At 63.1% G+C, this 24,960-nt stretch carries 21 protein-coding genes; 8 read left to right on the plus strand and 13 right to left on the minus strand.

What is annotated here, in order from left to right; translation table 11 throughout:
* Positions 1 to 7: 7 nt before the first annotated feature.
* The gene (locus VMP31_RS03840) at positions 8 to 1,009 is read right to left on the minus strand and encodes an AraC family transcriptional regulator (RefSeq protein WP_325504252.1); all 1,002 of its coding nucleotides are present in this window, start codon (positions 1,007 to 1,009) and stop codon (positions 8 to 10) included.
* Between the two features lie 146 nt (positions 1,010 to 1,155).
* Between VMP31_RS03840 and VMP31_RS03845 the strand changes: the two genes are divergently transcribed.
* Together VMP31_RS03845 and VMP31_RS03850 are read left to right on the plus strand one after the other, a co-directional pair.
* Positions 1,156 to 1,473, plus strand: coding sequence for an Mpo1-like protein (locus VMP31_RS03845; RefSeq protein ID WP_325504254.1), 318 nt, complete (start codon positions 1,156 to 1,158; stop codon positions 1,471 to 1,473).
* Between the two features lie 187 nt (positions 1,474 to 1,660).
* Positions 1,661 to 3,049: an adenylate/guanylate cyclase domain-containing protein gene (locus VMP31_RS03850; protein WP_325504256.1), complete on the plus strand. Its 1,389-nt coding sequence runs from the start codon at positions 1,661 to 1,663 to the stop codon at positions 3,047 to 3,049.
* A 94-nt stretch (positions 3,050 to 3,143) separates the two neighbouring features.
* Here VMP31_RS03850 and VMP31_RS03855 read toward each other — a convergent pair whose 3' ends face one another.
* Both VMP31_RS03855 and VMP31_RS03860 read right to left on the minus strand, forming a co-directional pair.
* Positions 3,144 to 4,178 (minus strand): glycosyltransferase family 1 protein, encoded by a 1,035-nt coding sequence (locus VMP31_RS03855; protein ID WP_325504258.1) that lies wholly within the window; start codon positions 4,176 to 4,178, stop codon positions 3,144 to 3,146.
* A complete protein-coding gene (locus VMP31_RS03860; protein ID WP_325504260.1) occupies positions 4,175 to 4,999 on the minus strand; it encodes a UDP-2,3-diacylglucosamine diphosphatase in 825 nt (274 codons plus the stop codon). Before VMP31_RS03860 ends, VMP31_RS03855 begins: the two co-directional genes overlap by 4 nt.
* A 134-nt stretch (positions 5,000 to 5,133) precedes the next feature.
* Between VMP31_RS03860 and VMP31_RS03865 the strand changes: the two genes are divergently transcribed.
* Together VMP31_RS03865 and VMP31_RS03870 are read left to right on the plus strand one after the other, a co-directional pair.
* Positions 5,134 to 5,883, plus strand: coding sequence for an AraC family transcriptional regulator (locus VMP31_RS03865; RefSeq protein ID WP_325504262.1), 750 nt, complete (start codon positions 5,134 to 5,136; stop codon positions 5,881 to 5,883).
* 167 nt (positions 5,884 to 6,050) lie between these two features.
* On the plus strand, positions 6,051 to 6,902 hold the full coding sequence (locus VMP31_RS03870) for a DMT family transporter (protein ID WP_325504264.1): 852 nt from the start codon (positions 6,051 to 6,053) through the stop codon (positions 6,900 to 6,902).
* A gap of 144 nt (positions 6,903 to 7,046) precedes the next feature.
* Here VMP31_RS03870 and VMP31_RS03875 read toward each other — a convergent pair whose 3' ends face one another.
* The 7 genes from VMP31_RS03875 to recQ form a co-directional block, all read right to left on the minus strand.
* Positions 7,047 to 7,337, minus strand: a complete 291-nt coding sequence (locus VMP31_RS03875) for a SelT/SelW/SelH family protein (RefSeq protein WP_325504266.1) — start codon at positions 7,335 to 7,337, stop codon at positions 7,047 to 7,049.
* A gap of 116 nt (positions 7,338 to 7,453) precedes the next feature.
* Positions 7,454 to 9,562, minus strand: a complete 2,109-nt coding sequence (locus VMP31_RS03880; RefSeq protein ID WP_325504268.1) for a FimV/HubP family polar landmark protein — start codon at positions 9,560 to 9,562, stop codon at positions 7,454 to 7,456.
* A 263-nt stretch (positions 9,563 to 9,825) separates the two neighbouring features.
* Positions 9,826 to 11,229, minus strand: a complete 1,404-nt coding sequence (locus tag VMP31_RS03885; RefSeq protein WP_325504270.1) for a DHA2 family efflux MFS transporter permease subunit — start codon at positions 11,227 to 11,229, stop codon at positions 9,826 to 9,828.
* Positions 11,229 to 11,663, minus strand: a complete 435-nt coding sequence (locus tag VMP31_RS03890; protein WP_305625059.1) for a MarR family transcriptional regulator — start codon at positions 11,661 to 11,663, stop codon at positions 11,229 to 11,231. Before VMP31_RS03890 ends, VMP31_RS03885 begins: the two co-directional genes overlap by 1 nt.
* 95 nt (positions 11,664 to 11,758) lie before the next feature.
* Positions 11,759 to 12,775 carry a DUF2804 domain-containing protein gene (locus tag VMP31_RS03895; protein ID WP_325504273.1) on the minus strand — a complete coding sequence of 339 codons (1,017 nt, stop codon included), beginning with the start codon at positions 12,773 to 12,775 and terminating at the stop codon, positions 11,759 to 11,761.
* A gap of 144 nt (positions 12,776 to 12,919) precedes the next feature.
* A complete protein-coding gene (locus tag VMP31_RS03900) occupies positions 12,920 to 14,083 on the minus strand; it encodes a diguanylate cyclase (protein WP_325504275.1) in 1,164 nt (387 codons plus the stop codon).
* 121 nt (positions 14,084 to 14,204) lie between these two features.
* Positions 14,205 to 16,331, minus strand: a complete 2,127-nt coding sequence (recQ, locus tag VMP31_RS03905) for a DNA helicase RecQ (protein WP_325504277.1) — start codon at positions 16,329 to 16,331, stop codon at positions 14,205 to 14,207.
* A 172-nt stretch (positions 16,332 to 16,503) separates the two neighbouring features.
* Here recQ and VMP31_RS03910 point away from each other — a divergent pair, with 172 nt between their 5' ends.
* From VMP31_RS03910 to lapD, 4 genes are all read left to right on the plus strand, one after another.
* Positions 16,504 to 17,091 (plus strand): YecA family protein, encoded by a 588-nt coding sequence (locus VMP31_RS03910; RefSeq protein ID WP_325504279.1) that lies wholly within the window; start codon positions 16,504 to 16,506, stop codon positions 17,089 to 17,091.
* 14 nt (positions 17,092 to 17,105) lie between these two features.
* Positions 17,106 to 17,522, plus strand: coding sequence for a YbaN family protein (locus tag VMP31_RS03915; protein WP_325504281.1), 417 nt, complete (start codon positions 17,106 to 17,108; stop codon positions 17,520 to 17,522).
* Positions 17,523 to 17,601: 79 nt separating this feature from the next.
* Positions 17,602 to 18,294 carry a cysteine protease LapG gene (gene lapG, locus VMP31_RS03920; protein WP_325504283.1) on the plus strand — a complete coding sequence of 231 codons (693 nt, stop codon included), beginning with the start codon at positions 17,602 to 17,604 and terminating at the stop codon, positions 18,292 to 18,294.
* Positions 18,295 to 18,304: 10 nt separating this feature from the next.
* On the plus strand, positions 18,305 to 20,251 hold the full coding sequence (gene lapD / locus VMP31_RS03925) for a cyclic di-GMP receptor LapD (RefSeq protein WP_325504285.1): 1,947 nt from the start codon (positions 18,305 to 18,307) through the stop codon (positions 20,249 to 20,251).
* 310 nt (positions 20,252 to 20,561) lie between these two features.
* Here lapD and fleR read toward each other — a convergent pair whose 3' ends face one another.
* From fleR to VMP31_RS03940, 3 genes are all read right to left on the minus strand, one after another.
* On the minus strand, positions 20,562 to 21,971 hold the full coding sequence (gene fleR, locus VMP31_RS03930) for a sigma-54-dependent response regulator transcription factor FleR (protein WP_325504287.1): 1,410 nt from the start codon (positions 21,969 to 21,971) through the stop codon (positions 20,562 to 20,564).
* Between the two features lie 6 nt (positions 21,972 to 21,977).
* Positions 21,978 to 23,189: a sensor histidine kinase gene (locus tag VMP31_RS03935; protein WP_325504289.1), complete on the minus strand. Its 1,212-nt coding sequence runs from the start codon at positions 23,187 to 23,189 to the stop codon at positions 21,978 to 21,980.
* 186 nt (positions 23,190 to 23,375) lie between these two features.
* Entirely contained in the window at positions 23,376 to 24,848 is a 1,473-nt protein-coding gene (locus VMP31_RS03940) for a sigma-54 dependent transcriptional regulator (RefSeq protein WP_325504291.1), read from the minus strand.
* Between the last annotated feature and the right edge of the window lie 112 nt (positions 24,849 to 24,960).

Consider the following 24,960-nt stretch of genomic DNA (forward strand, 5'->3'; position numbering starts at 1 on the left):
CGCGCCGCTACAGGCGCGCGCGGTACTCACCCGGCGTGGTGTCAAACCAACGACGAAAGGCGCGAAAGAAGTTGCTCGGGTCGGAGAAGCCCAGCAGGTAGGAAATTTCCAGCAAGGTCAGATTGGCCTGCCCCAGGTACTGGCCGGCCAGCTCGCGGCGCGTGTCGTCAAGCAGGTGCTGGTAACTGGTGCCCTCATCCTGCAAACGCCGCTGCAAGGTACGTTCGGACAGCAGCAGCGCCTGCGCCACCGCTTCGCGTTTAGGCTCGCCCTGGGGCAGCAGACGGCATAACACCTGACGCACCTGATGGGTCACCCGCGTACCGGAAAACCGCGCCAGGTAATCGCCCGCAAAGCGGTCATGCAGCTGCGCCAGCGCCTCGTTGGCCGACGGCAGCGGGGCATCCAGATCGGCCCGTTCAAACAGCAAGGCGTAATTCTCGGCATTGAATTTCAGCGGGCACTGGAACACCTCTTCATAAGGCAGCAGATTCTCCGGAGCCGGCCCCATCAAACTCACCAGGCGTGGACGCAGCGGCTTGCCGGTCAGCCAGCGGCAGAATGCCAGGGAGTGCGCCAGCGAGGCCTCGGCGCTTTGCCGCGCCGATGGCAGGCGATCACCGTGGATCGCCAGAAGCATTTCATAGCCCTCGGAAGTGGGATGAAAACTGAGGTCGGCACCCTCGCCGATAATCCGCTGATAACGCACCAGACGGGCAAAGCCTTCCTGCAGGTTGCGGCTGCTCATCACCGCATAGCCAACCACGTTGAAGGATGATGGCCGCAGAATCTTCGCCATATTCAGGCCAATCGCCGGGTTACCGGAGGCTTCAACGGCCAGGTGCCAGAGACGGGTCATGGCATCCTGGGCAAAGCGCGCATCGGAGTCGCTCAAGGCGGCATAGTCGAGCCCCAGCTGGGCAAACAGGCTGCGGCAATCAACCCCGCCAAGCTCCAGGGCCGCGACAATGCCCGAGGCCCAGCTGGATGAAGTAGTACGTTCACTCATGACTTGTTCTTATTGGGTCGGGCGACGGAAGGATACTAAACTGGCACCTAATGTCAGTGGCCCAGCGCGTCAGTCGACCTAGACTGCTAGTAAGCCGCCATCGCTGCAACCCTGGTGGTGGTCAAAAGAATAAGAGGAGACCCCTGATGACCACTGAAACCCAAGAACGCTACAACAGCTTCGCCGAGTTCTACCCCTACTACCTGCAGGAGCACAGCAACGCCACCTGCCGCCGCCTGCACTATGTCGGCAGCCTGCTGGTGCTCTGTGTGCTGGGTTATGCCCTGGCAACTCAGCAGTGGCTCTGGCTGCTGGCCATCCCGCTGATTGGTTACGGCTTTGCCTGGGTCGGCCACTTTGTCTTCGAGAAAAACCGCCCCGCCACCTTTGATTACCCGCTCTATTCGCTGATGGGCGACTGGGTGATGCTCAAGGACGCCTTTACCGGGCGGATCAAGTTCTAGTCGCAGGTCCGGCCTAGCCCCCCCAACAACCGATCACGGCCAATACTGCACCATTCGGCTGCCATGCTTGGCTCATGCCTGCCCGCTTGGTTATGATCCCGACCTTTGTCGCTTGCCCGACGAAGGTTTGCCGACCCGTAGACGTCCAGTAGAGACGCCGCATCTCAGCAGGGATCCCCGCCATAGCATGAATGCCCAAACCTCGACCCGGCTTCCCGCCCTACCGGCATCGCCGCTGCGCGAATATTACGCACGCGTGCTGGCCTATATCGCCATTGCCGCCAGCATTGCCGCGGGCACCTATGTCCAGCATTTCGGCTATGACATCCTCTGGATGGTGCCCTACGCCCTGCTCTACCCCCATCTGGCCCACCAACTGAGCCTGCGTTTCAAGCGCGACCATCCGCAAAGAACCACCCTCAGCCTGCTGTTTATCGATGCCCTGCACGCCGGGGCCGCCATGGCCCTGCTCGGTTTCTCCGTGGTGCCGAGCCTGATGGCCCTGCTGATTCTGAGCTTCAGCTCCCTGGTGGTCGGCGGCCTGCGCTATATGGCACTGGCGATCCTTGTCGCCCTGAGCAGCAGCGTGCTGAGCGCCGCGCTGATTCGCCCTCAGATCGAGGTCAACACCCCGGCCGTGGTGGCCCTGGTCAGCATCCTGTTCACCATTCTGTATATCTGCATCACCGCCTACTTCGTGCACCAGCAGGGCCTGCGCCTGGCCCAGGTGCGCAGCGAAATCAAACGCGAACAGGAAAAGGCCGCACGCCTGGCGCGCAACCTGGCCAAGTACCTGTCGCCGCAGGTGTGGGAATCGATCTTCACCGGCAAGAAGAGCGTGCGCCTGGAGACCCAGCGCAAGAAGCTCACGGTGTTTTTCTCCGACATCAAGGGCTTTACCGAGTTGTCCGAAGAACTGGAAGCCGAGGCCCTGACCGACCTGCTTAACACCTACCTCAACGAGATGTCGAAGATCTGCCTGAAATACGGCGGCACCATCGACAAATTTATCGGTGACTGCGTCATGGTGTTCTTCGGTGATCCGGCCAGCAAAGGCGCGAAGAAAGATGCGGTGAATGCCGTGTCCATGGCCATCGCCATGCGCAAGCATATGAAGGTGCTACGCCAGCAGTGGCGCGCCCAGGGCATCACCAAGCCACTGGAAATCCGCATGGGTCTGAATACCGGCTACTGCACCGTGGGCAACTTCGGTGCCGACACGCGCATGGACTACACCATCATCGGCCGCGACGTGAATCTTGCCAGCCGCCTGGAAAGCGCCGCCGAGTCCGGTGAGATCCTGATCTCCCACGAGACCTATTCGCTGATCAAGGACGTGATCATGTGCCGCGACAAGGGCCAGATCAACGTCAAGGGCTTTACCCGTCCGGTGCAGATCTACCAGGTGGTGGACTTCCGCCGCGACCTGGGGGCCACCTCCAGCTATGTCGAGCACGAACTGCCGGGCTTTTCCATGTACCTGGACACCAACGGCATTCAGAACTTCGACAAGCAGAAGGTCATCCAGGCTCTCAATCAGGCGGCCGATAAGCTACGTGACAAGGTGATTATGTAGGGCGGACATGCCGAAGGCTTGTCCGCCGCCGCCCCGATAGGCATGGAGGCGCGACAATTGGCGGACAAGGCGCTGCCATGTCCGCCCTACATTGCTAACCTCTTTGCACCAGCACCTCGCCCATACAAAGCTCACCATCGAGCAACGGCTGCTGCGCCAGAAACTCCAGCGCCGAGGCCCGCCAGGATTGCCGCGCTGCCAGCTCGGCGCAGCGCCCACGGTCCAGGCTCAGGGCCGCCAGACAGGCCGCGCGCAAGTCCTCATCCAGCACCCCGCTAACACCCGCCTGCAGCACATCCAGTGGCCCGGCTACCGGGAACGCTGCCACGGGCGTGCCGCAGGCCAGGGCTTCGAGCATGACCAGACCGTAGGTATCGGTACGCGACGGAAATACCAGCACGCTGGCCTGCTGGAATGCCTGCGCCAGTGCCGCGCCATGTCGGTAGCCGAGGAACTTCACCTGCGGGTAAGCCGCCTGCAAATCTGCGCGTTGCGGCCCATCCCCCACCACCTGCTTTTCCCCGGGCAGATCGAGACGCAGAAAGGCCTCGACGTTCTTTTCCGGGGCAATCCGCCCGACATACAGAAACACCAGACTGGAGACCGCCGCAGGTATAGCCGGTGGGCGAAACAGCTGGGTATCCACGCCCTTGCGCCACAGCGCCAGATGCTTGAAACCCCAGCCGGCAAACTCGTCACGCATACGCTCGGTGGTTACCAGCACCGCCTGACTGGGGCGATGGAAGGCACGTAGAAAGGCATAGCCCCAGCGCAGTGGCAGCCAGGGCCAACGGCTGTTGACGTACTCGGGAAAGCGCGTATGGATGGCGCTGGAAAATGCCAGACCGCGCTTGACCAACCAACGCCGGGCGGCCCAGCCCAGGGGACCTTCGGTGGCCAGGTGAACGCAGTCGGGGTGAAAATCGCGAATCGCTGCGCCCACCCGCCAGAGGTCCCACACCAGAGGGATTTCCGGGTAACTCGGGCACGGCAGAGTACGAAAGTCCGCAGGCGACAGCAGCTTGACCTGATGGCCCAGGCCGCGCAGTTCGCTGACCAGGGCCTGCAGGCTGGTGACCACGCCGTTGACCTGGGGCGACCAGGCATCCGAGACAATCAGCAGCCTCATAGTGCCGGCTCGCCGGCAATCACCGGCGCATCCTGCTGCGCGGCCTGCCGCGCCTGGTCGTCGGCCAGGCGGTAGAGTTCGATACTGCCGTCCAGATGCTCGATCAGCGCGGTGCAGGACTCCACCCAATCGCCGCAGTTCATATACTCGACATCACCCATCGGGCGGATTTCGGCATGGTGAATATGCCCGCAGACCACACCGTTGAAACCGCGCTTGGCACACTCGTGAACGATGGCTTCTTCGAAGTCGCTGATAAAGTTCACCGCGGTCTTGACCTTGTGCTTGAGGTACGCAGACAGCGACCAGTAGCCGTAGCCATAGCGGCTGCGCCAATAATTCAGCCAGCGGTTGAGGGTCAGGGTGATTTCATAGGCCGAATCGCCGAGAAAGGCCAGCCAGCGGTGGTAACGGGTGATCACATCGAACTGGTCACCGTGAATCACCAGCAGGCGGCGACCGTCGGCAGTGATGTGCTCGGCCTCGTCGACCAGCTGGATATTGCCGAGCATCAGGCTCGAATAACGACGCAGAAATTCGTCATGGTTACCGGTGACATAGATCACCTCGGTGCCGCGCTTGCTCATGGTCAGCAGGCGACGGATCACGTTGCTGTGCGACTGCGGCCAATAGACTCCGCTGCGCAGCTTCCAGCCGTCGATGATGTCGCCGACCAGATAGATCTTGTCGGTCTGATAGCGCTTGAGGAAAGCCGCCAGGTGTTCGGCCTGACAATCCCGGGTGCCAAGGTGCACATCGGAAATCCACAGGGTACGGACACGTTGCTTGCGGCTGGGCTTGGCGAGCTGGGCGCTGGTCATGGACGACCTCCGGCTGGGTTTGTTTGAGCTTGCGCGGCACGAGTGAAACGACCATGACGAAGCCGTGGCAGTTCGATGACAGCTCACCAGCCTGATCTGCGGTTAGACTTGCTGGCATACACAAGGAGCCCACCATGTCCTCGCCGCTGTCGCTGCGTCACTACAGCCACGAACTGCTCAGCCACAGCCATGACCACGCGCAACTGGTATTCGGTCTGAGCGGTCTGCTGGATTTTGAAATTGCCGGGCGTGGCAGCCAGGTCACCCGGCAGACCCTGGCCGTGGTGCCCAGCGATGCCCAGCATGCTTGCGGCAGCAGGCGGGGCAGCCAGTGCCTGGTGCTCGACGTGCCGTCCGAGTATTGGCTGCAGCAGCAGTTGGGCCGGCACCTGGACGCCACCCGCCGTCTACTGGAAAAACCCGCCGCCGTCAGCCTTAACCCGGCACAGAGCCAGTTAGTCAGCTGGCTGGCTGCCAGTCCGATCAATGACCCGGTAATCGCCCAACAGGGTGCCGCCCTGCTGCTGGCCAGCCTGGCCAATGACCACAGCGCTGCCCATATCGCCAAACGCCTACCGCTGGCGGCGCTCGATGCGCATATCGACCGGCATGCGGCGCACCCTCTGCAAGTCAGCGACCTGGCGCGCCTGTCCGGACTGTCGGCGGCGCGCTTTCATGTGCGTTTTCTCGCGGAAACCGGGCAAACGCCCATGGACTATGTGCGCAGCCGTCGCCTGCAACTGGCGCGCCAGCTGTTGCAAGGCAGCAACCTGGCAATTGGCGAGATCGCCGCGCGGGTCGGCTATAGCTCGCAGAGCGCCTTTAGCGCCGCCCTTTCGCGCCATCTCGGCGTTACGCCTCGGCAACTGCGCGGCACTGACTAATTCGCCTGCGCCGCGCTACGAGAGCCTGACGACAAAACCCGCGACTCCTGAGACAGACAAGCGCACGGGAAGGCACCTAGACTGCCCGGCAGAATCGAGGAGTCGCCTATGCAAAACATCGAATGGCAGGATTTCGACAAGCCGCTGCTAAACGGTGCACGCCTGGCATGAACCAACGTACTGCACTCTGGGCCATCCATCTGGGGGCCCTGCTATTCGGCCTCTCCGGAATCTTCGGCAAGCTGGCCAACACCACCCCGCAGATGATCTCCGCCGGTCGGGCCATCTTCGCCGTCGCGGCCCTGCTGCTGTTCGCCCGGGTGTTCAGCCAGGCCGCTCTGGTGCGCCTGAGCCTGCGCCAATTGGGTCAACTGGCCCTCGGCGGGCTGCTGCTGGGGGGCCACTGGTGGAGCTTTTTCGAGTCCGTGCATATCTCTGGCGTGGCCATTGCCACCCTCGGCTTTGCCAGCTTCCCGGCCTTTACTGTGCTGCTCGAGGGCCTGCTGTTCCGCGAGCGCACCCGCCCCGCCGAATACGCCATGGTGCTGCTGGTGTGCCTGGGTCTGGTGCTGGTGACCCCGGATTTCGACCTCAGCAGCCAGGCCACCGGCGGCCTGCTCTGGGCAGTGCTGTCCGGCCTGTTATTCGCACTGTTGTCTCTGCTCAACCGTGCCAGCACCCGTGGCATCGACCCGGTTCAGGCCGCGCTGTATCAGAACCTGACGGTACTGCTGGTGTTTCTGCCGCTGGCCTGGCCGACTCTGCCCAGCGTGCAGGCGCAGGACTGGTTATGGATGGCGCTGCTCGGGATCTTCTGCACCGGCCTGGCCCACAGCCTGTTCGTGGCCAGCCTGCGGGTACTCAAGGCGCGTACCACGGCAGTGATTTTCGCCCTGGAGCCGATCTACGGCATTACCTTTGCCTGGCTGCTGTTCAGCGAAGTACCGACCCTGCGCATGCTCGCCGGAGGCCTGTTGATCGTCAGTGCGATCTTTCTCTCGGCGCGTATGGCCAGGTAATCCAGGGTCTGCTCGCCAGCCAGCCTGGGGCAGGCCATATGCAATGGCTATGTCACTTCAAGTGTTACGTAGGCAGTGGTTTCTTGGTGCGCACGGCGCATCCTACAAGAGCAAGCCACCAAGCATCAGGTCGTGTGCAGATTCTCAGCTGGCGGAACGGTCGTTATGGCCCAGATCCCGGGCGGGGTCGATCTGATCGCGCAGCCGCTGTTTGAGCACCTTGGCCTCGGGGAAGCCACCATCCGCCTTGCGCTCCCAGATCTGCACGCCGTCGCAGGTGATGCGAAACGCCCCGCCGGTAGCGGGTTCCAGGCTGACGCGGGCGAGGTCATCGGCAAAGGTCGATAGCAGCTCCTGGGCCAGCCAGGCGGCGCGTAGCAACCACTGGCACTGGGTGCAATAGGTGATGACGACTTCGACTTTGTGGCTGGACATGTGCTGACCCCGGCAATAACGAAAAACCCATGATAGCGCCTGCAACGCCAGGCCCAGTCAGCAAAACGCCCGCTTACCAGTGGTAAGCGGGCGCTATACAGAGCAACGACAGACTATTAGGCGATCTTGGCCAACAGCTGGCGAGCCCTCTGCTTCTGCTTCTCGTCACCGCTGTTGATGACTTCATTGAGGATGCTGCAGGCACTGTCCAGGCTGCCCTGTTCGATATAAGCCAGCGCCATGTTCAGTTTGGCCAGGTTGTCGCGGTTGGTCGCCAGGTGGTCGAGGTCGCCAACCAAGGCGCTGCTGGCCACCTTGGGTTGCTCGACAAAGGCCTCGTCCAGCTCCTCCTCGAGCCAGTCGTCATGGGGCGCTTCCTCCACCAGCATGGATTCGGCAAAAGGACTGCGGGCATCGCGGCTGCCGGACAGCTCGAAAATGTCCGAGGTACTCGGTTTGCCCGCAGCCGCCTTGCTGGCCGCTACGCCGGCAACCGTGGACTGTGCGGTCGGCGAGAACGGGCTAACCAGATCCCAGTCGGCATCCAGCGATAGGTCGTCCAGATTGAGCTTGCCGTCGTCGAGTTCCTCATCCAGCGCGGGTTCCTGGGTCTCGTCCAGCTGCAGCACCGCATCGTCGAGCAAGTCCACCGGGGCCACCTTGAGCAGGTCGGGATGGCGCGCCTTCAGCTCATCGATACGCACCGGCGAAAAGCCGACTGCGCGCAGACTGGCTTCCTGCTCGGCAAAGGCTTCGGCATCGCCGAGCTGGGCAAGCACCTCAAGCAGACGAAAACCTATATCGCTGCGCTGCGGCTGCGCCTGAATCGCCTTGCGCAAGGTGGCCGCGGCTTCCGCGAAACGGCCATAGGCGATATAGACATTGGCACTCTGCAGGGCGTCGTTGCCCGCCGCCGGCCAGACCGGGCCGGCATTGGGTACGTCACGTGCACTGAGCGCCACCGCGGGCTTAGTCGATGCGGGTGTCGGTGCAACCGCTGGTGCTGCTGCGGCCTTGGCCACTACGGGTACACGGGCCTGCGGCACTAGCGTATGGGGCTGTTGCGGGCGCGCTCGGGTGCGCCAGAACAACCCGGCCACGCCAGCCAGTAACAGCGCCAGCAGCGCCACGCCGGCAGCCAGCCAGCTGCGGGAACCGTCGGCCATTGCAGGCGCAGGCTGCGCCGCCACAGCGGGAATGGCGACAGCAGCATCAGCCGCCTGGCGCGCCGCCAGCTCGGCCTGCAACCCAGCGATCTGCTGATCCCGGGCACTCATCTGTTCCTGCAGTTGCTGCACCTGCAGGCTTAGTTGCGCCAGACTCTGCTGTAACTGCGAAGTCTCGGCCAACTGACTGGCCAATTCCTGGTCGACCCGGCTCTGCTCCAGCTCAAGCAAGGCGGCATCTGCTTCGACCGGTACTTCACTCGACGCAGTGGCCAGGGCGACAGCAGGCGCGGCGGACTCAACCACCTCGACCGGCGCAGCGACAGAAGCCGCAGTCGTGGTTGCCGCATCCGGCAGCAACAACTCGGCCCCGGCCAACAGACGGTTGCTGTCGCCATTGCTGAAGGCGTTGGGGTTGAGCGTCAGGATATCGTTCATCAAGGCCTGCTGGCTGCGTGTACTGCCCTCCGCGCGCAGGCGGGCGGCAATCTTCCACAGGCTGTCGCCGCTGACCACGGCATAACGCTGACCCTGCTCGGCAGGCGGCAACTCACGCGGCGTGCTCACAGGCGCGGGGCTGGCCTGGCGCGGGGCTGGCGGGGCCAGCCGTGGGGCCGCGGCCGGCAACACCGGAGCCGCCGCCAGGGTGCGGTAGGAAGACGAACCAGGCGGATCGAGCAAAAGGGTGTACTCGCGGTACAACTGTCCGCTGGGCCGCGCCACTTCGACGATAAAGTTCAGATAGGGCTCGCGTACCGGCTGCGCCGATACCACCCGAATCACACTGCGGCCACCGCGCAGGAGCGGGGTAAAACGCAGGTCATTGAGAAAATACAGGCGGTCGACGCCCGAGCGGCTGAACACCTCAGCCGGGGCCAGGCGCACCTTCAGGTCGCTATCGCTGAGGTCGCCGATATTGAGCAATTCGATTTCGGCATCCAGCGGCTGACTCAGGGCCGAATGCAGGGTGATTTCGCCTAACCCCAGCGCCGGGGCCATGCCTGAGTAGAGGACCGAGCCAGATGCCAGACCGATCAGTAGCTGACGAACCCTTGCCATATGAATATCTCCCGCTGAATCTGCCCCATCAGCCTCTCCCCCCATACGTCTGAACGTACGCATCCCGCGCAGGAAAGAACCTAAGGAACAGCATAGTCGTGCATCGGGAAAATACGTTCCATGTCGAACCCGGCTGACGCATGGCTTGAGTACACCCGGTGCTCGGCAATCGCACGCGGGCTGTTGGGCACATAGCCATTACAGGTTGCAGCATAGGCCAGCAGTCAAGAAACCGACAAGGACATTATATTGACTAGAACTCGTCATTTTTTTGTCGACACAACGCCGCGAGCCGCGAGTACTGTCAGCAGGAACACCCCAGCCACCAGCCAGAAACTCTGCTTGAAGGCCAGCGCTTCGGCCATGGGGTGGCCGCCCTCGGCGCTGTGCCGCCATTCCAGAAAGAAGGTCAGCAGGTTGACCCCGAAAGCCCCCCCCAGTTGCCGCACGAAGGTGATGGCTCCCGCCCCCTGGGCCAGCTCCTCGGAGCTGAGGATATCCAGCGAGCCAGTGCTCAGGGCCGGCAGCAGTAGGCCCAGGCCGACCCGCCCGAGGCTGGTCCAGAAGCACAGGATGATAAAGGCCGCGCCCTCCCCGACCCAGGCCAAGCCTCCGGCAGACAAGGCAAAAATCAGCAGCCCGCTGATCAGCAACAGGGTGGTCGAGAGCCGGTCGCTCAACCAGCCGCCGGCAAAAGAAGCCAGGCCCATAAAGGCACCGGCCGGTAGCAGCAACAGGCCGGCGCGACCGGCGCTGTAACCCTCGACGGTTTGCAGGTACAGCGGAATCAGATAGGTCGAGCCATACAGGCCCAACCCCAGGGTCAAGGCCACCCAGCTGGCGCTGCGAAACCCCGCATGCCGCCACAGGCTCAGGGGCAGCAAGGGCTTGGCGCTGCTGCGACTGCGCAGCACAAACACCACCAGCGCCAGCAGCGTCAGGAGCAACGGCCCCCATACCCGCGGCTGCGACCAGGCAAACCGCTGCGCCTCGGCCAGGGTACCGAGGGCGGCAAAGATCGCCACAGCGAGGCAGACAAAGGCCACGAGATCCAGTGCCGGGGTGCCGCGCTCGCGCTGGTTGGGCAACAGCCATTGGCCGGCACCCAAGGCCAGCAGACACATCGGCAGCGGCATCCAGAACACTGCGTGCCAGCCAAAGTGGTCGATCAGATAACCGCCTATGCCAGGCCCCAGCGTGGGTGCCAGCATCACCCCCAGGCCGTACAGGCCCAGCGCCGTACCGCGACCACCGTCGGCGAACACGCGAAAGATCAGCACCATCGCCAGGGGTTGTACGACACCCGCACAGAGCCCCTGCACGATGCGCAAGGCGATCAATTGCCAGGCGGCCTGCGCCACCAGCGCCAACAGGGAAGCCAAGATAAACAGCAGTAAACCGGACTGCGCGGTACGCCGTGCGCCGAAACGCGCCTGGGCCCAGGCCGCCAGCAGCAGGCCGACGGTCATGGCCGCGAGAAAACCGGTGGACAACCACTGCGCCAGCGGCCGGCCAATGGCAAAGTCCGCCATGATCGCCGGCAACGCCACATTGATGCTGGTGGAGGCCAGCACCATGGCCATACTGCCAATCATCAGCAGGGCCAGTAGCCACTGCGGATAGTGCCTGCCGAAGCGCTGCTGCAGCGCCTGCAAGTCGTCCTGCATCAGCGCCGTTCCAGGTTACTCAACACTTGAGCGTGGACCTTCTGGCAACGGCGCAGGTCATCTTCATCAATTCCAGCAAAGACTTCCTTGCGCAACTGGGCGGAGATTGCTTCGATCTTTTCAATCAGTGGCAGGGCCTGGGGACTGAGGGCAATCTTCTTCGCGCGACGGTCTTCCGGCACCGCCTGGCGGCTGACCAGGCCCTGAGCCTCAAGGCTGTCAAGCAGACGCGCCAGGGTCGGCCCCTCCACGCCAACGCTTTGCGCCAGCTCGCGCTGGGTGGGTAATTCGGCAAAACGGCCCAGGTGCAGCAGCACCAGCCAGCGCGCCTGGGACAAGCCCAGGCCGACCAGGCGACGGTCCAGTTCGGCGCGCCAGGCGCGAGAAAGTTGAGCGACTTGCATGGCAAAACGGTGTTGATCGGTGTGCGACATGGATAACGGCTCTAATATCTATCAAAAAACTAATTATTAGCCAGCTAACCATAACCGCCATACGGAGGCAAGCCCCGTCCCGCCGCCCATCTGTTTCACCATTTCACATACTGGTCTTCGACAAAGCCCCAGAGGTTGTCGATGGCGACTGGCGGGCGGCCTACTGGACGCAGCACACCCTTGAAGCGGCCGAATATCTGCTTGAAGTTACTGGCCAGCACGCCGAGATTGGTCTGCTCCCGATGCAGACCGCGGCCCTCGAAGTGCAGCTCCACCTGCCCGTCGTGGGAGCTGATTCGCCAGGGCTGCAGGGGCTGGTCGCGGTCGAAGGTAAAGTGCACGCCGTCGACTTTGATCAGCTCGCCATCAAGCCAGTAGCAGTTTTCGCTAAAACTGGTTTCATTGACCCCGCAGGACAGGTTCAGCCCAACCCGCTGCGCACCCGCCTGACCGGACAGGCAGGCCCAGTTCCAGTGGGTTTCCGGGCGCATATAGCCGGCCGACCAGTCGTGGTGGGCAAAGGCATCGATCTGCGCCAGGTCGAAATCCCCCAGGGCGCTGCGCACCTGTCCCGCGCAGCGCACCCCCGCCACTTTCTGCGCATAGACCCAGCCGTTGACGCCCGCCTGGGTATTGATGCACATGGGCTGGAACGCCGGCTCCGTTTCGGAAAAACAGGCGTCGATGCGGGTGCCATCGTCCAGTTCCACCCACAGACGTTTTTGCCTGCTGGCAGCCTGGTTCTCCAGGCGCAGCAGGTTGCGGCCGCTACGCAACTGGCAGACGCCCTCGTTAGGGGTTTGGGAAAAGCTGCTGCCAAAGCCCAGCGGCAACTTGAAGCGCCGCTCGATCATGCGCCCGCTGGCGGGGTGAAACAGGTAGACGAAGCCGATTCCGGCCAGGCTCAGATTGGCCAGAGCGCAGCCGCCAATCAACTCGTCGCTGATCAAGCCGAAATACTGGAACTGATGGAAGCGCCGCCACTTCGCCAACGCGCCCAGGCGTCTGCCCATGGGCGAACGGAAGTCGAAATCGCGGTAATTGATCAACCCCGGGGGCGCGGCAAAGATGCCGTAATGGGGCTGGCCGTTGGCCTGAATCAGTCGGTCCATGGGAAGGGGCATTCACTCAAGGGAAACCCTGAGGATGCTAGCACCGGCCCTGGCGCATAGGCATTCACCCGGCGCGCCAAGCACAGCGGCAAAATCGGCCAATACTGTGTCGATTGGGCTTCGTCGCCCGCCGCACACCCCAACCTACGCGACCACCTGGTTGCGGCCAAAAGCCTTGGCCTCGTACAGAGCGCGGTCGGCATGCTCGTAAAGTTGCGCCAGCGCGCCACTCTCCTCGGGACGGATACAGGCCACGCCAATCGACATGGTCAGCATCGCCGCGGTATCCGAGCCGGCATGCTCGATGGCCTGGGTTTGCAGGGTCTGGCGCAGGGCTTCGGCATGCTGTCGCGCCTGGGCCACATCGATGTCGTAAAGCAGCACGGCAAACTCCTCGCCGCCCAGGCGCACCGCCATGTCCAGCGGCCGGCGCGCCGCATCCAGGAGCAGGCTGCCGACTCGCTGCAAGACGCTGTCGCCAGCCTGATGGCCGTAGTTATCGTTGTAGGCCTTGAAGTGATCGATATCGCACAGTAGCAGTGCCAGGCTGCGCTTCTCGCGCTGGGCCTGACGCCACAGGCGCTCGAACTGCCGGTTGAAGCTGCGCCGGTTGTGCAGCCCGGTAAGACTGTCCTGATCGGCCAGCACCCGCATCAGGCGACTGATCAGAAAATGCTCGCGCGACTTGAACTCCAGCAGGTAGCAGCCGACCGCGCCCATCAGGTTGCCGAACAACAGAAACAGGCTGTTGTTGATCAGACGAGGCATGGGCACATCGGCCATCAACAGCTCGGCCGCGATATAGGCCAGCAGAATTAACAGGGAACAGGCCAGGGCTTCGCACAGACGCAGACCGACCAGAAAGTAGGACGCCATGCATATCAGCAGCAGACCCTCGTAGGGGTAGCTTGGGTCGACCCGGTGCGCCAGGCCAACCACCAGCGAGGCTCCCACACCCAAGGCCAGAATGGCCACCAGGCTCAGGGGCTGTAGCAAGCGGATGTGCCGTCGCTGCAGCAACAGCCCGGACAGGATGATCAGGACCAGCAGCACAACCAGGCGGATACCTAGCATCCACCAGACCTCGGAGGCCTTGATCAGGACAAAGTCAAAGGCGGCGAAGGCCAGCCAGATCAGCATGCCCACGGACAGCGCAATGCGCTTGAGGTCATAGGTCTCGTCACGCAGGGCTATGCGGTACTCGCGCTCAAGCGGCGGGGCGAAACGCAGCCGGCGAAACCCCAGGGCGAGCTGATCGGCATAGGCGCTGGAACGAACATCATCCAACCAGGCATGTGAGAGCGACAACCTAGACCTCTACTGGGGAAGGACTGAAATAACCTTAGCTGCTCGCCACCACAGCCACAAGCGGCTCAAGCCCCCGCGGTCACGCAGCCGCCGCGAGTCGTCGGCCCAGCGCAACTGCCCTTCAGGCCTCGAATTCGGCCTGCAGGGCGGCGCGTACGCAGTGCAACACGCCCAGCTCGACGCGCCCGGCAAAGCGCTCGCTGATCGCCGTGACCGCTGGCAACTCGCCCTCACCATCGAGAAAGGCATCCTGAATCTCACCCAGCAACTCCTCCGGCAGGTCCAGGGCCTGCTCCAGGGACAGTTGCTGACGGCCGATGGCCTCTGCCAGCAGGCCATAGACATTCTTTTCGCTGCAGCCGAGTTGGCCGGCGATCTGCGCCGGGGTCATCCCGGCGCGGGCCAAGCTGACCAGCTCATGGCGCAGGTCGACCACCGCCCGCGGCGCTTCGGCCTCACCACCGAGCACGGCGAGAAAGGCCTCGCCATAGCGCTCCAGCTTGCGCGCGCCGACGCCACTGACCCGCGCCATCTCGGCCAGGGTACTGGGCTTGCTGCGCAGCATCTCCAGCAGGGTGGCGTCGGGGAAGATCACATAGGGCGGCACCCCGTGTTCCTCGGCCAGCTTACGCCGCAGGGCGCGCAGGGCTTCCCACTGCTCGCGCTCCTCACCACGCACCAGCTGGCTGGCGGCGCTGCTGGAGGCCTTGGCGCTCTGCTGCGGCTTAAGATCACGGCGCAATTGCAGCGTTACCTCGCCCTTGAGCAAGGGCCGGCAGCTATCGGATAAGCGCAGCCCACCAAAACCTTCGAGGTCGACATCAGCCAGGCCGCGCGCCACCAGTTGGCGGAATAGCGAACGCCACTCCCCCTCGGCCAGCGCCTTGCCGATACCAAACACCGCCAGGTGCTGATGCCCCATGCCGCGGATCTTCTCGTTGTCGCGGCCGAGCAGCACATCGACCAGATGCCCCACGCCATAGCGCTGGCCGGTGCGATAAATCGCTGACAGGGCCTGGCGCGCCGGCTCGGTGGCGTCCCAGGTTTGCACGCCGTCGGTGCAGTTGTCGCAATGGCCACAGGGTTGCGGCATATCCTCATCGAAATAGGCCAGCAGAGTCTGGCGGCGGCAGCGGGTTTCCTCGCACAGCGCCAGCATGGCGTCGAGCTTGTGCTGCTCGACCCGCTTGTGCCGCTCATCGCCCTCGGAGTTGTTGAGCATCTGCTTGAGAAAGATCACATCCTGCAGACCGTAGGCCATCCAGGCATCCGCTGGCAGGCCATCGCGGCCGGCGCGGCCGGTTTCCTGGTAATAGGCTTCCAGGGATTTCGGCAGATCGAGATGGGCGACGAAGCGCACGTTGGGTTTGTCGATGCCCATGCCGAAGGCGATGGTGGCCACCATGATCAGGCCTTCCTCGTTGAGAAAGCGCTTCTGGTGGTAGGCGCGCAGCTCATTGGCCAAACCGGCGTGGTAAGGCAGCGCGGGGAAACCTTGCTCGGAGAGAAAGCTCGCCACCTCCTCGACCTTCTTGCGCGACAGGCAATAGACGATGCCGGCATCGCCCTTGCGCGCCGCGAGGAAGCTCAGCAACTGCTTGCGCGGCTGCTCCTTGGGCACGATGCGGTAGAAGATATTCGGTCGGTCGAAGCTCGACAGGAAGCGCTCGGCATCCTGCAGATGCAGGCGCTGGACGATTTCCTCACGGGTACGCATATCCGCGGTGGCGGTCAGGGCGATGCGCGGCACATTGGGGAACAGCTCGGCAAGCTGGCCCAGCTGCAGGTATTCCGGACGGAAGTCATGGCCCCACTGCGACACGCAGTGCGCCTCGTCGATGGCGAACAGGGCAATGTCGAGGTTCTGCAGAAAGCTCAGCATGCGCGGCTGCACCAGGCGCTCGGGGGCCAGGTAGAGCATCTTGATCTCGCCGCGCTTGATTCGCTCGGCAATCAGCCGCTGCTCATCGGCGCTCAAGGTCGAGTTCAGCGCCACCGCGGCCACACCCAACTCATCCAGGGTGGCGACCTGATCGTCCATCAGCGCGATCAGCGGCGAAACCACCACCGCCAGGCCTTCACGCAGCAGGGCCGGGACCTGGAAGCACAGCGATTTGCCGCCGCCGGTCGGCATCAGCACCAGAGCATCGCCGCCGCCGGCCACGCGCTCGATAATCGCGCCCTGACGGCCACGGAAGCTGTCGTAACCGAAAACGTCTTTAAGGATGCGTTGTGCGTGATCGAGCATGGCGGGTCTCCAAAGCGAGCGGCGCATTATACGCAAGTGCTCGCCCTGGCAGGCTTTGCATCTGTAACAGCGTCAAGACCGGCGGTGCCCGTGGTTTTAGCGCGAGCTATGGCCGCTCAAGTCGCGCTAGACTAGAATCCATCCTCGTTTACTCTTTCAAGGTAGCCCCCCGATGTCCTTCGCCGAGCAACTCTCCCGCCTGCAAGCCTTCCTCGATGCTGATGAGCTGCATGAAGAGGCACTGGATTACATCGCCGCCCACGGCTACCTGACCGCGCTGTCGATCTGCCCGGACCAAGTGCCCGAGCGCGAATGGATCGACGCGCTGTTCTCCGAACCACCGCATTACCGCAGCGACGCCGAGCGCGAAGAAGTCGAAGCGACGCTGGTGCAGCTGCAGAGCCATATTGCTCGCCAACTGGCCAGCGACGATGACCCGGAAGTGCCTTGCGAACTCGACCTGGGTGAAGATCCGGACGATTCCGACCTGCGCGGCTGGTGTATCGGCTTTATGGAAGGGGTGTTCCTGCGCGAAGCCGCCTGGTTCGACGACGCCGAAGACGAAGTCAGCGAGCTGCTGCTGCCGATCATGGTCGCCTCTGGCCTGTTCGACGAACAGCCTGAATTTGCCGAAATCGCCCAGGATCGCGACCTGGTTGACAGCATGGTCGAGCAGATCCCGGAACTGCTGACCGCCTTGTTTCTGCTGTGCAACGCCCCGGAAGAGAAACCGGCGCTGCTCAAGCCGCGCCATCATTAAGACCGCGCCATAACATGGCGCGGGATATCCGAATACTGCGCAACCCTGTTGCGCGCTACGCTCTGCTGGCCATCGGCTGGCTGAGTGTAGTGCTCGGGGTAATAGGTATTTTCCTCCCGGTACTGCCGACTACGCCCTTCCTGCTGCTGGCTGCCGCCTGCTTTATGCGCAGCTCGCAGCGCTTCTACCTGTGGCTGGTCAACCACCGCCAGCTCGGCCCCTGGATAGTCGATTACCTCGAAGGCCAGGGCATCCCGCTCAAAGGCAAGGTCTACGCCATCGGCCTGATGTGGCTGAGTATCGGTATCTCCAGCTACCTGGTGCCACTGTTCTGGGCCCGCCTGTTTATGCTGACCAGCGCCGTCCTGGTGAGCATCTATATCCTCAAGCAGAAGACCCTGGACAGGCCCGCAGACCCGGCCAGGCGCTAGCAGGCCCCCCTCTTTCCGCGCCCGGCAAAATGCCCAAGTAGCGCCTAGACTTTCCCCATCTTTGACCGAGGCGCGGTACATGCAGCCACGTCAGCCCACGCATGGATGGCCGAAACGCCTGCACAGGATGCTGCTGCTCGGGCTGGTGCTGCTGGTCGGGCTAAGCAGTGCCCTGGCCAACTGGGACTTCGGCCTGATCCTGGGCAACGCCGAAAGCCGTTACGGCAACCTGGGCACGGCCAAACAGCGAATCCAGGCCTGGGAGGCGCTGATCAAGAGCAGTGATCAGCTGACCGAGCAGGACAAGCTCAGCGAGGTCAACCGCTTCTTCAACCGGCAGATCCGCTTTGTCGACGATATCCGTCTGTGGAACGTCAACGACTACTGGGCAACGCCCATCGAGATGCTGATCAAGGGGGCTGGCGATTGCGAGGACTACTCCATCGCCAAGTACTTCACCCTGCGCCGCCTCGGCATCCCCAGCGACAAGCTGCGTATCACCTACGTCAAGGCGCTCAACTACAACCAGGCGCACATGGTGCTGACCTACTACGCCAGCCCCAGCGCCGAACCCCTGATCCTCGACAACCTGATCAACCAGATCAAGCCGGCCTCGCAGCGCAAAGACCTGCTGCCGGTCTATGCCTTCAATGCCGAAGGGCTGTATTTGCCCGGCTCCAGCAGCAAGAAGAGCGACACCAAGAAGCTCTCGCGCTGGCAGGACATCCTGAAAAAAATGCGCGCGGAGGGCTTCGCCATCGGCGAAGGCTAGGAGGAACACCATGTCTTTACTCAAGCAGCTATTTCTCGCCATCTGCCTGTTTCTAGTGGTGGCCTTTACCGGCAGTTTTATCGCCGGGGTGGAGAGCTCGCGGGAACAGCTGATCAGCCAATTGCGCTCCCATGCCCAGGACGCCGCCACCGCCCTGGGGCTGTCGATGACGCCCCATGTCGACGACCCGGCGATGATCGAGCTGATGGTCAGTTCGATCTTCGACAGCGGCTACTTCGCCAGCATCCGCGTGGTGAGCATTCCCGATGACCAGGTGGTGGTCGAACGCCGCAGCGATAACACCGTGGAAACCGTACCCGCCTGGTTCAGTGAGCTGGTCAACCTGCAGCCCCAGGGCGGCGACGCGCTGATCATGCGCGGCTGGGAACAGGCCGCGCGGGTCGAGGTGCTCAGCCATCCGCAGTTCGCCCTGGCCAAACTCTGGGACAGCGCCATCGGCAGCCTGCTCTGGCTGCTGCTCTGCGGTCTGGTCAGCGCCATTCTCGGCGGCTGGCTGCTGCGCACCCAACTGCGCCCGCTGGACAATATGGTGCAACAGGCCCAGGCGATTACCCGCCGCGAATTTATGACCCTGCCCAAGGTGCCGCGCACCCCGGAACTCAAGCGGGTGGTCACCGCCATGAATCAGATGGTGGAAAAGCTCAAGACCCTGTTCGCCGAAGAAGCCGCGCGCAGCGAGAAACTGCGCGAGGAAGCCTACCAGGACAGCATCACCGGCCTGGCCAACCGCCGCCTGTTCGACATCCGCCTGGCCAACCAGCTGGTGGTTTCCGAACAGCACGCCGAAGGCTATCTGCTGCTGCTGCGGGTCAACGACCTGGCCGGCCTCAACCAGCGCCTGGGCGGCCCGCGAACCGATGCCCTGATCGCGGCCATCGGCGAACTGCTCAAACGCCTGCTCGGCCAAGCCACCCGCGCCGACTGGCTGGCCTCGCGCAGCCGCGGCGGCGAATTCAGCCTGCTCGCCCCCGGCATTGGCAGCGAGGAAGCCGACCTGCTCGCCGGCGAACTGCACAACGGCCTGGAAAGCCTGCGCCAGACAGGCGCGAGCGATTGCACCCCGGTGGCCCATATGGGCATCGCCGCCTTCCGCCCTGGCGAGGAGGCCAGCCAGGTAATCGGCCGTGCCGACCAGGCCCTGGCCCAGGCGCAGAACGACCCGAGCCGCGACTGGGTGCGCCTGGACGACTACAACGCCCAACCCAGCCAGGGGCTGCATGAGTGGCGGGCCTGGATCGACGATGCCCTACGCCAGGGCAAGCTGCAGCTGTATTTCCAGGCGGTGACCCAGTGCGCCGATCGCAGCAGAGTGCTGCACCATAAAGTCCTCGCCCGCCTGCTCGACCCACAGGGCGAGGCCATCGCCGCCGGGCGCTTTCTGCCCTGGATCGAACGCCTGGGCTGGACCGCACGCTTCGACCTGGCGATGCTCGAACACAGCCTGGTGCACCTGGTCCAGCACCCGCAACCACTGGCGCTGAGCCTGTCGGCGACGACGCTGCGCGAACCCAACAGCCTCAAACGTCTGCTGGAAATACTCAGGCAGCATCCGCAGCAGGCTCCCCTGCTCACTCTGGAAGTGGACGAACGCCACCTGCCGCCGGCTGCCGAGCTGGAAAGCCTCAGCCAGGCCATTCGCGCGGCCGGCTTCAGCTTGGGCCTGCAGCATTTCGGCGGGCGCTTCAGCCTGATCGGCAACCTGACCCACCTGGGCCTGGCGTACCTGAAGATCGATGGCACCTATATCCGCGCCATCGACCTAGAAAGCGACAAACATATGTTTATCGAGGCGGTATTCCGCGCCACCAACAGCATCGACCTGCCGCTGATCGCCGAGATGGTGGAAACCGAGGGCGAGCTTGCAGTGCTCAAGGAACTGGGCCTGTACGGAGCCATGGGCCGCCTGCTGGGGGCACCGATGCCGTGGCAGGATTAATAAGAGTCGTAGCCCGGATTACATCCGGGCTACACGAGCACTCGCGATCAGGCGTAGGGTGGATGACGCTTTACCCATCCACCAACAGCGACCTTATGGTGGATGAAAAGAGCGTCATCCACCCTACAGTTCTAAGCGTAGGAGACCCCCCGTCGTCCAGACGCCGCGCTGTCGCGCAGCAAACTGGAGGTCTTTGCGTCTATCGGCTTGCAGGCACCTGTAGGAGCGGGCCATGCCCGCGATAGCGACTTCGCGGGCATGGAACTAGGCGTCCCCCCCGCTCCTACCAAATCACCAAGAGTAAGCAGGCTCAGCTAGCAAACAAATAACCTTCCACATCCATACCCGCATCACGCATCTGCGCTAGCTTGTACCTCAGGGTGCGCGGGCTGATGCCCAAGCGCTCGGCGGCTTCCTTGCGACGGCCACGCTCGGCACGCAGGGTGTCGATGATCATCTGGAACTCATGCCGACGCAGATCATCACCCAGGGCACCGGCTTCGGCAGAGGGCATCTCCACTGCCGCGGCGGCCGCGCTGGGCACCACCGCCAGCAACGGCTGCTGCGGCACCGACGACAGTGCCACGCCGATGGGAGCAGACAGGCACAGGTCCTGGGGCTGGATCAAACCGCCTTGCTGCAGAATCAGCGCGCGCTGAATGGCATTGTCCAGCTCGCGCACGTTGCCCGGCCAGGCATGGCTGACCAGGCTCTGCTGCGCCTGGGGCGATAGGCGGATGGGCGCGTGATTCATCTTCTTCACGTACTTGGCTAGCAACCGCTCGGCCAGCGGCACGATGTCCGCCGGGCGCTCGCGCAGGGGCCGCCAGGCCAGGGGGAATACCGACAGGCGATAGTAGAGGTCCTCACGGAAGCGCCCCGCCGCCACTTCGCCGGCCAGGTCGCGGTTGCTGGTGGCCAGCACGCGAATATCCAGAGTGATCGTCTTGCGCGCGCCAACCCGTTCCACCTCACGCTCCTGCAGCACCCGCAGTAGCTTGGCCTGCAAGCCCAAGGGCATTTCGGAAATCTCATCGAGCAAGATGGTGCCGCCCTCGGCCATTTCGAACTTGCCCGGGGCACTGGCGATGGCACCGGTAAACGCGCCCTTCTCATGACCGAAGAGCGTGGCCTCGAGCATATTGTCGGGAATCGCCGCACAGTTGATCGCGATAAAGGGCTTGCTGGCCCGCGGCGACTGCTGGTGCAGATAGCGCGCCAGCACTTCCTTACCGGTGCCGGACTCGCCGCTGATCAATACGGTGGAGTCGCTCTGCGCCACCCGTTTGGCCAGCTCGAGCAATTGCACGCTGGCCGGCTCAACCGCCACCGGGCCGTCCTGCTCCGCCGCGCTCAAACGGCCCAGCGCGTGCCGATCGACCAGCGTCAGCAGGGCTTTGGGCTCGAACGGTTTAACCAGATAATCCGCCGCGCCCTGACGCATCGCATCCACCGCCCGCTCTACCGCGCCATAGGCAGTCATCAACAGCACCGGTAACTGCGGTTGGCGCTGACGGATCTGCGCCAGTAACTGATGGCCGTCCATACCCGGCATATTCACGTCGCTGACCACCAGGCCAAAGGGCTCCTCGGCAATTGCCAGCAGGGCCGCTTCGGCACAATCCACCGCGCGGAAAGCATGCCCGCCCAACAACAGGGTATCGGCCAGCGCCTCGCGCAAGGCGCGGTCGTCTTCGACCAGCAAAACTTTGGCAGCCATGGCTGTTTACTCCTGAATCAAGGGGTGCGTCGCGCCAAGCAGCGGCAACGTCAGAATGGCGCAGGTACCGCGTCCCGGACGCGAGCGCAGTTGCACATCGCCCTGATGCGCGCGCGCCACTGCCTTGACCACCGCCAGGCCGAGCCCGGTACCCGTGGTCTTGGTGGTAAAGAAGGGTTCGCCGAGGCGCGCCAGGGTGGCGCGGTCGATACCCGGCCCATCGTCGCTGATGCACAGGCGCAGGGCTTGCCCGCGGCTGTACAGGTGCACCTTGAGCCGCGCCTCGCGCCCGGCAGCCTGGATGGCGTTTTCAATCAGGTTAAGCAAGCTGCCGACCAGGGTGTCGCGGTTGCACAGCAGCTCGCCTTCGCGGCTATCGCACTGCCAGCGCACTTGCATGCCCAGCACATGGGGTTCGGCGGCGGCACGTAGCGCCTCGAACAGCGCCCTGGGAGGAAGACGATCCGGCAAGGGCAACTCGCCCCGGGCGAAGATCAGCATATCGCGCACCTGGTGCTCGAGTTCGTGCAAACGCTCTTTCAGGCGACCGGCAAAGCGTTGCTGCTGTTCGACCGGCAACACCTGCTCGGTCAAATGGCTGGCATAGATCAGCGCCGCCGACAGCGGAGTACGGATCTGATGGGCCAGGGAGGCGACCATGCGCCCCAGCGCGGACAGGCGCTCATGGCGGGATAACTGGTCCTGCAGACGACGGGTTTCCGTCAGGTCGGTAAGTAGCACCAGCTGCCCAGGTTCGGCGCGCAGCGAGCGGGTGGCAATGGACAAGCGCCGGCCGTCCTTGAGGGAGATTTCATGGCCGTCGTCTTCGCGCGGGGAAAAGTTGCGCGCAATCACCTGACGCCAGAGCATGCCCACCAGCGGTTGCCCGAGCAGGTTGCGCGCCACCGGATTGGCTTCCCGCACCACACCCTGGCCATCGATGACGATCACCCCGCCCGGTAGCAGATCCAGCAGGCTTTGCAAGCGGTTAGCCAAGCGCTCCTTCTCGGCCAGTTCCTGCATACGCTGGGCGCTGACCAGGGCCAACTGCCCCTTAAGCTCGGTAACCCGGGCTTCAAGCATGCTGTAGGAAGAACTGAGCTGGGTCGACATCTGGTTGAACAGGGCAAAGGCCTGCTCAAGCCCCTCACGGCTGGCCGGTTCGGCCGGCGCGGGAGCCGCTTCGGATTGTTCGGGGGTTTTAGGGTGGGTGTTCATCATTCTCTCTCGCGCAGCGAGCCGTCATCAGACAGTCAGTTGCAAGAGAGATAGCAATACCCGTGCCTAAAAAATAATACTTATATTTCAATAACTTAAAAAACAAAGCCGAAGGCAGTGTCAAACCTTCGGCTTTATCGGGGTGGCAAACGCCAAGTCACTGACGATTTCACCGGCACGCTGGACTCAATCGTCCATGCCATCTTCGTCGCGACGGCTCATACCGTATTTGCGCATTTTCTCCACCAACGTCGTGCGGCGGATGCGCAGACGTTCGGCGGCGCGCGCCACCACACCACTGGCATCGTCCAGCGCCTGCTGGATCAGGCCCTGCTCCAGATTGCCCAGGTAGTCCTTCAGGTCCAGCCCTTCGGGCGGCAGCATGGCCACCGAGTCGACACCCGGCAAACCGGCCATCAGGGTGGCGCGCTCATCCAACTCGTCGCGCAGGCTGGCCACCAGGCCCTCGTCCTCGTCATCGACGTGACGAAACTTCTTCGGCAACTCGCCCACCCCGATCACGCCGTAGGGGTGCATGATCGCCATGCGCTCGACCAGGTTGGCCAGCTCGCGCACGTTACCCGCCCAGTCGTGCTGACACAGCGACATGATGGCGGCGGAGTTGAAACGGATCGAACCGCGCTTCTCGAACTCCATGCGCGAGATCAGCTCGTTCATCAGCAACGGGATATCTTCGATACGCTCGCGCAGCGGGGCCATCTCGATCGGGAAGACATTCAGGCGGTAGTACAGGTCTTCGCGGAAGCTGCCGTCCTCGATCATCTTTTCGAGGTTCTTGTGGGTGGCGGCAATGATGCGCACATCGGCGCTCTGGGTCTTGTTGCTGCCCACTCGTTCAAAGGTGCGTTCCTGCAGCACACGCAACAACTTGACCTGCATGGGCAGCGGCATATCGCCAATTTCGTCGAGGAACAGGGTGCCGCCGTTGGCCAGCTCAAAGCGCCCAGCGCGGCTGGTGATAGCACCGGTAAACGCGCCCTTCTCGTGGCCGAACAGCTCGCTTTCAAGCAATTCGGCAGGAATCGCGCCGCAATTGACCGGTACAAAAGGTGCTTCGCGACGCTTGGAGTGGTAGTGCAGGTTGCGCGCGACCACTTCCTTGCCCGTGCCCGATTCGCCAAGAATCAGCACGCTGGCCTCGGTATCGGCCACCTGCTGCATCATCTGCCGCACCTGCTGGATGGCCCGACTGGTGCCAACCAGGCTGCGGAACAGGTTGGTCTCGCGCTGGCGGCCACGTTCACGGGCCTGGTCATACATCTCGCGGTAGACCTGGGCGCGGTGCAGGGAGTCGAGCAGCTTGTTATAGCTCAGGGGCATATCCAGAGTCGCCAGCACGCTACGGCGCTGCTCCTCCGGCCACTCAGGGGCCACCTGCCCATCAATCAGCAGCGTTGGCAGGAACTCATCCCAGGCCGCCACCTGCTTGAGCATCTCCAGTACGCCGCCCTTAGCCTTCACCTCACCCAACAGGACGCTCAATACACTGCGGTTGGACTCAAGCTCGGCCACCGCCTCACGCCAGCCAGCGCTATCACAGGCCAGATAGTCTTCACCGAGAAAACTCAGGATCACCGTCAGATCCCGACGGCGCTCGTTGTTATCGTCAATCAGGAGAATCTTGGTTTCACGCCACATAATATTTATCGAATCCTGGAGTGAAAAAATGCGCCTGGTACCCTCAAGCCACCCAGCCAAGCGCCGGCAATTGGCCACTAGTTAAGTCAATTTTCCGTTATTAGTCAATTTT

Origin of the sequence: Pseudomonas sp. (genome assembly GCF_035512415.1) — a bacterium.
Classification (GTDB): Bacteria; Pseudomonadota; Gammaproteobacteria; order Pseudomonadales; family Pseudomonadaceae; genus Aquipseudomonas.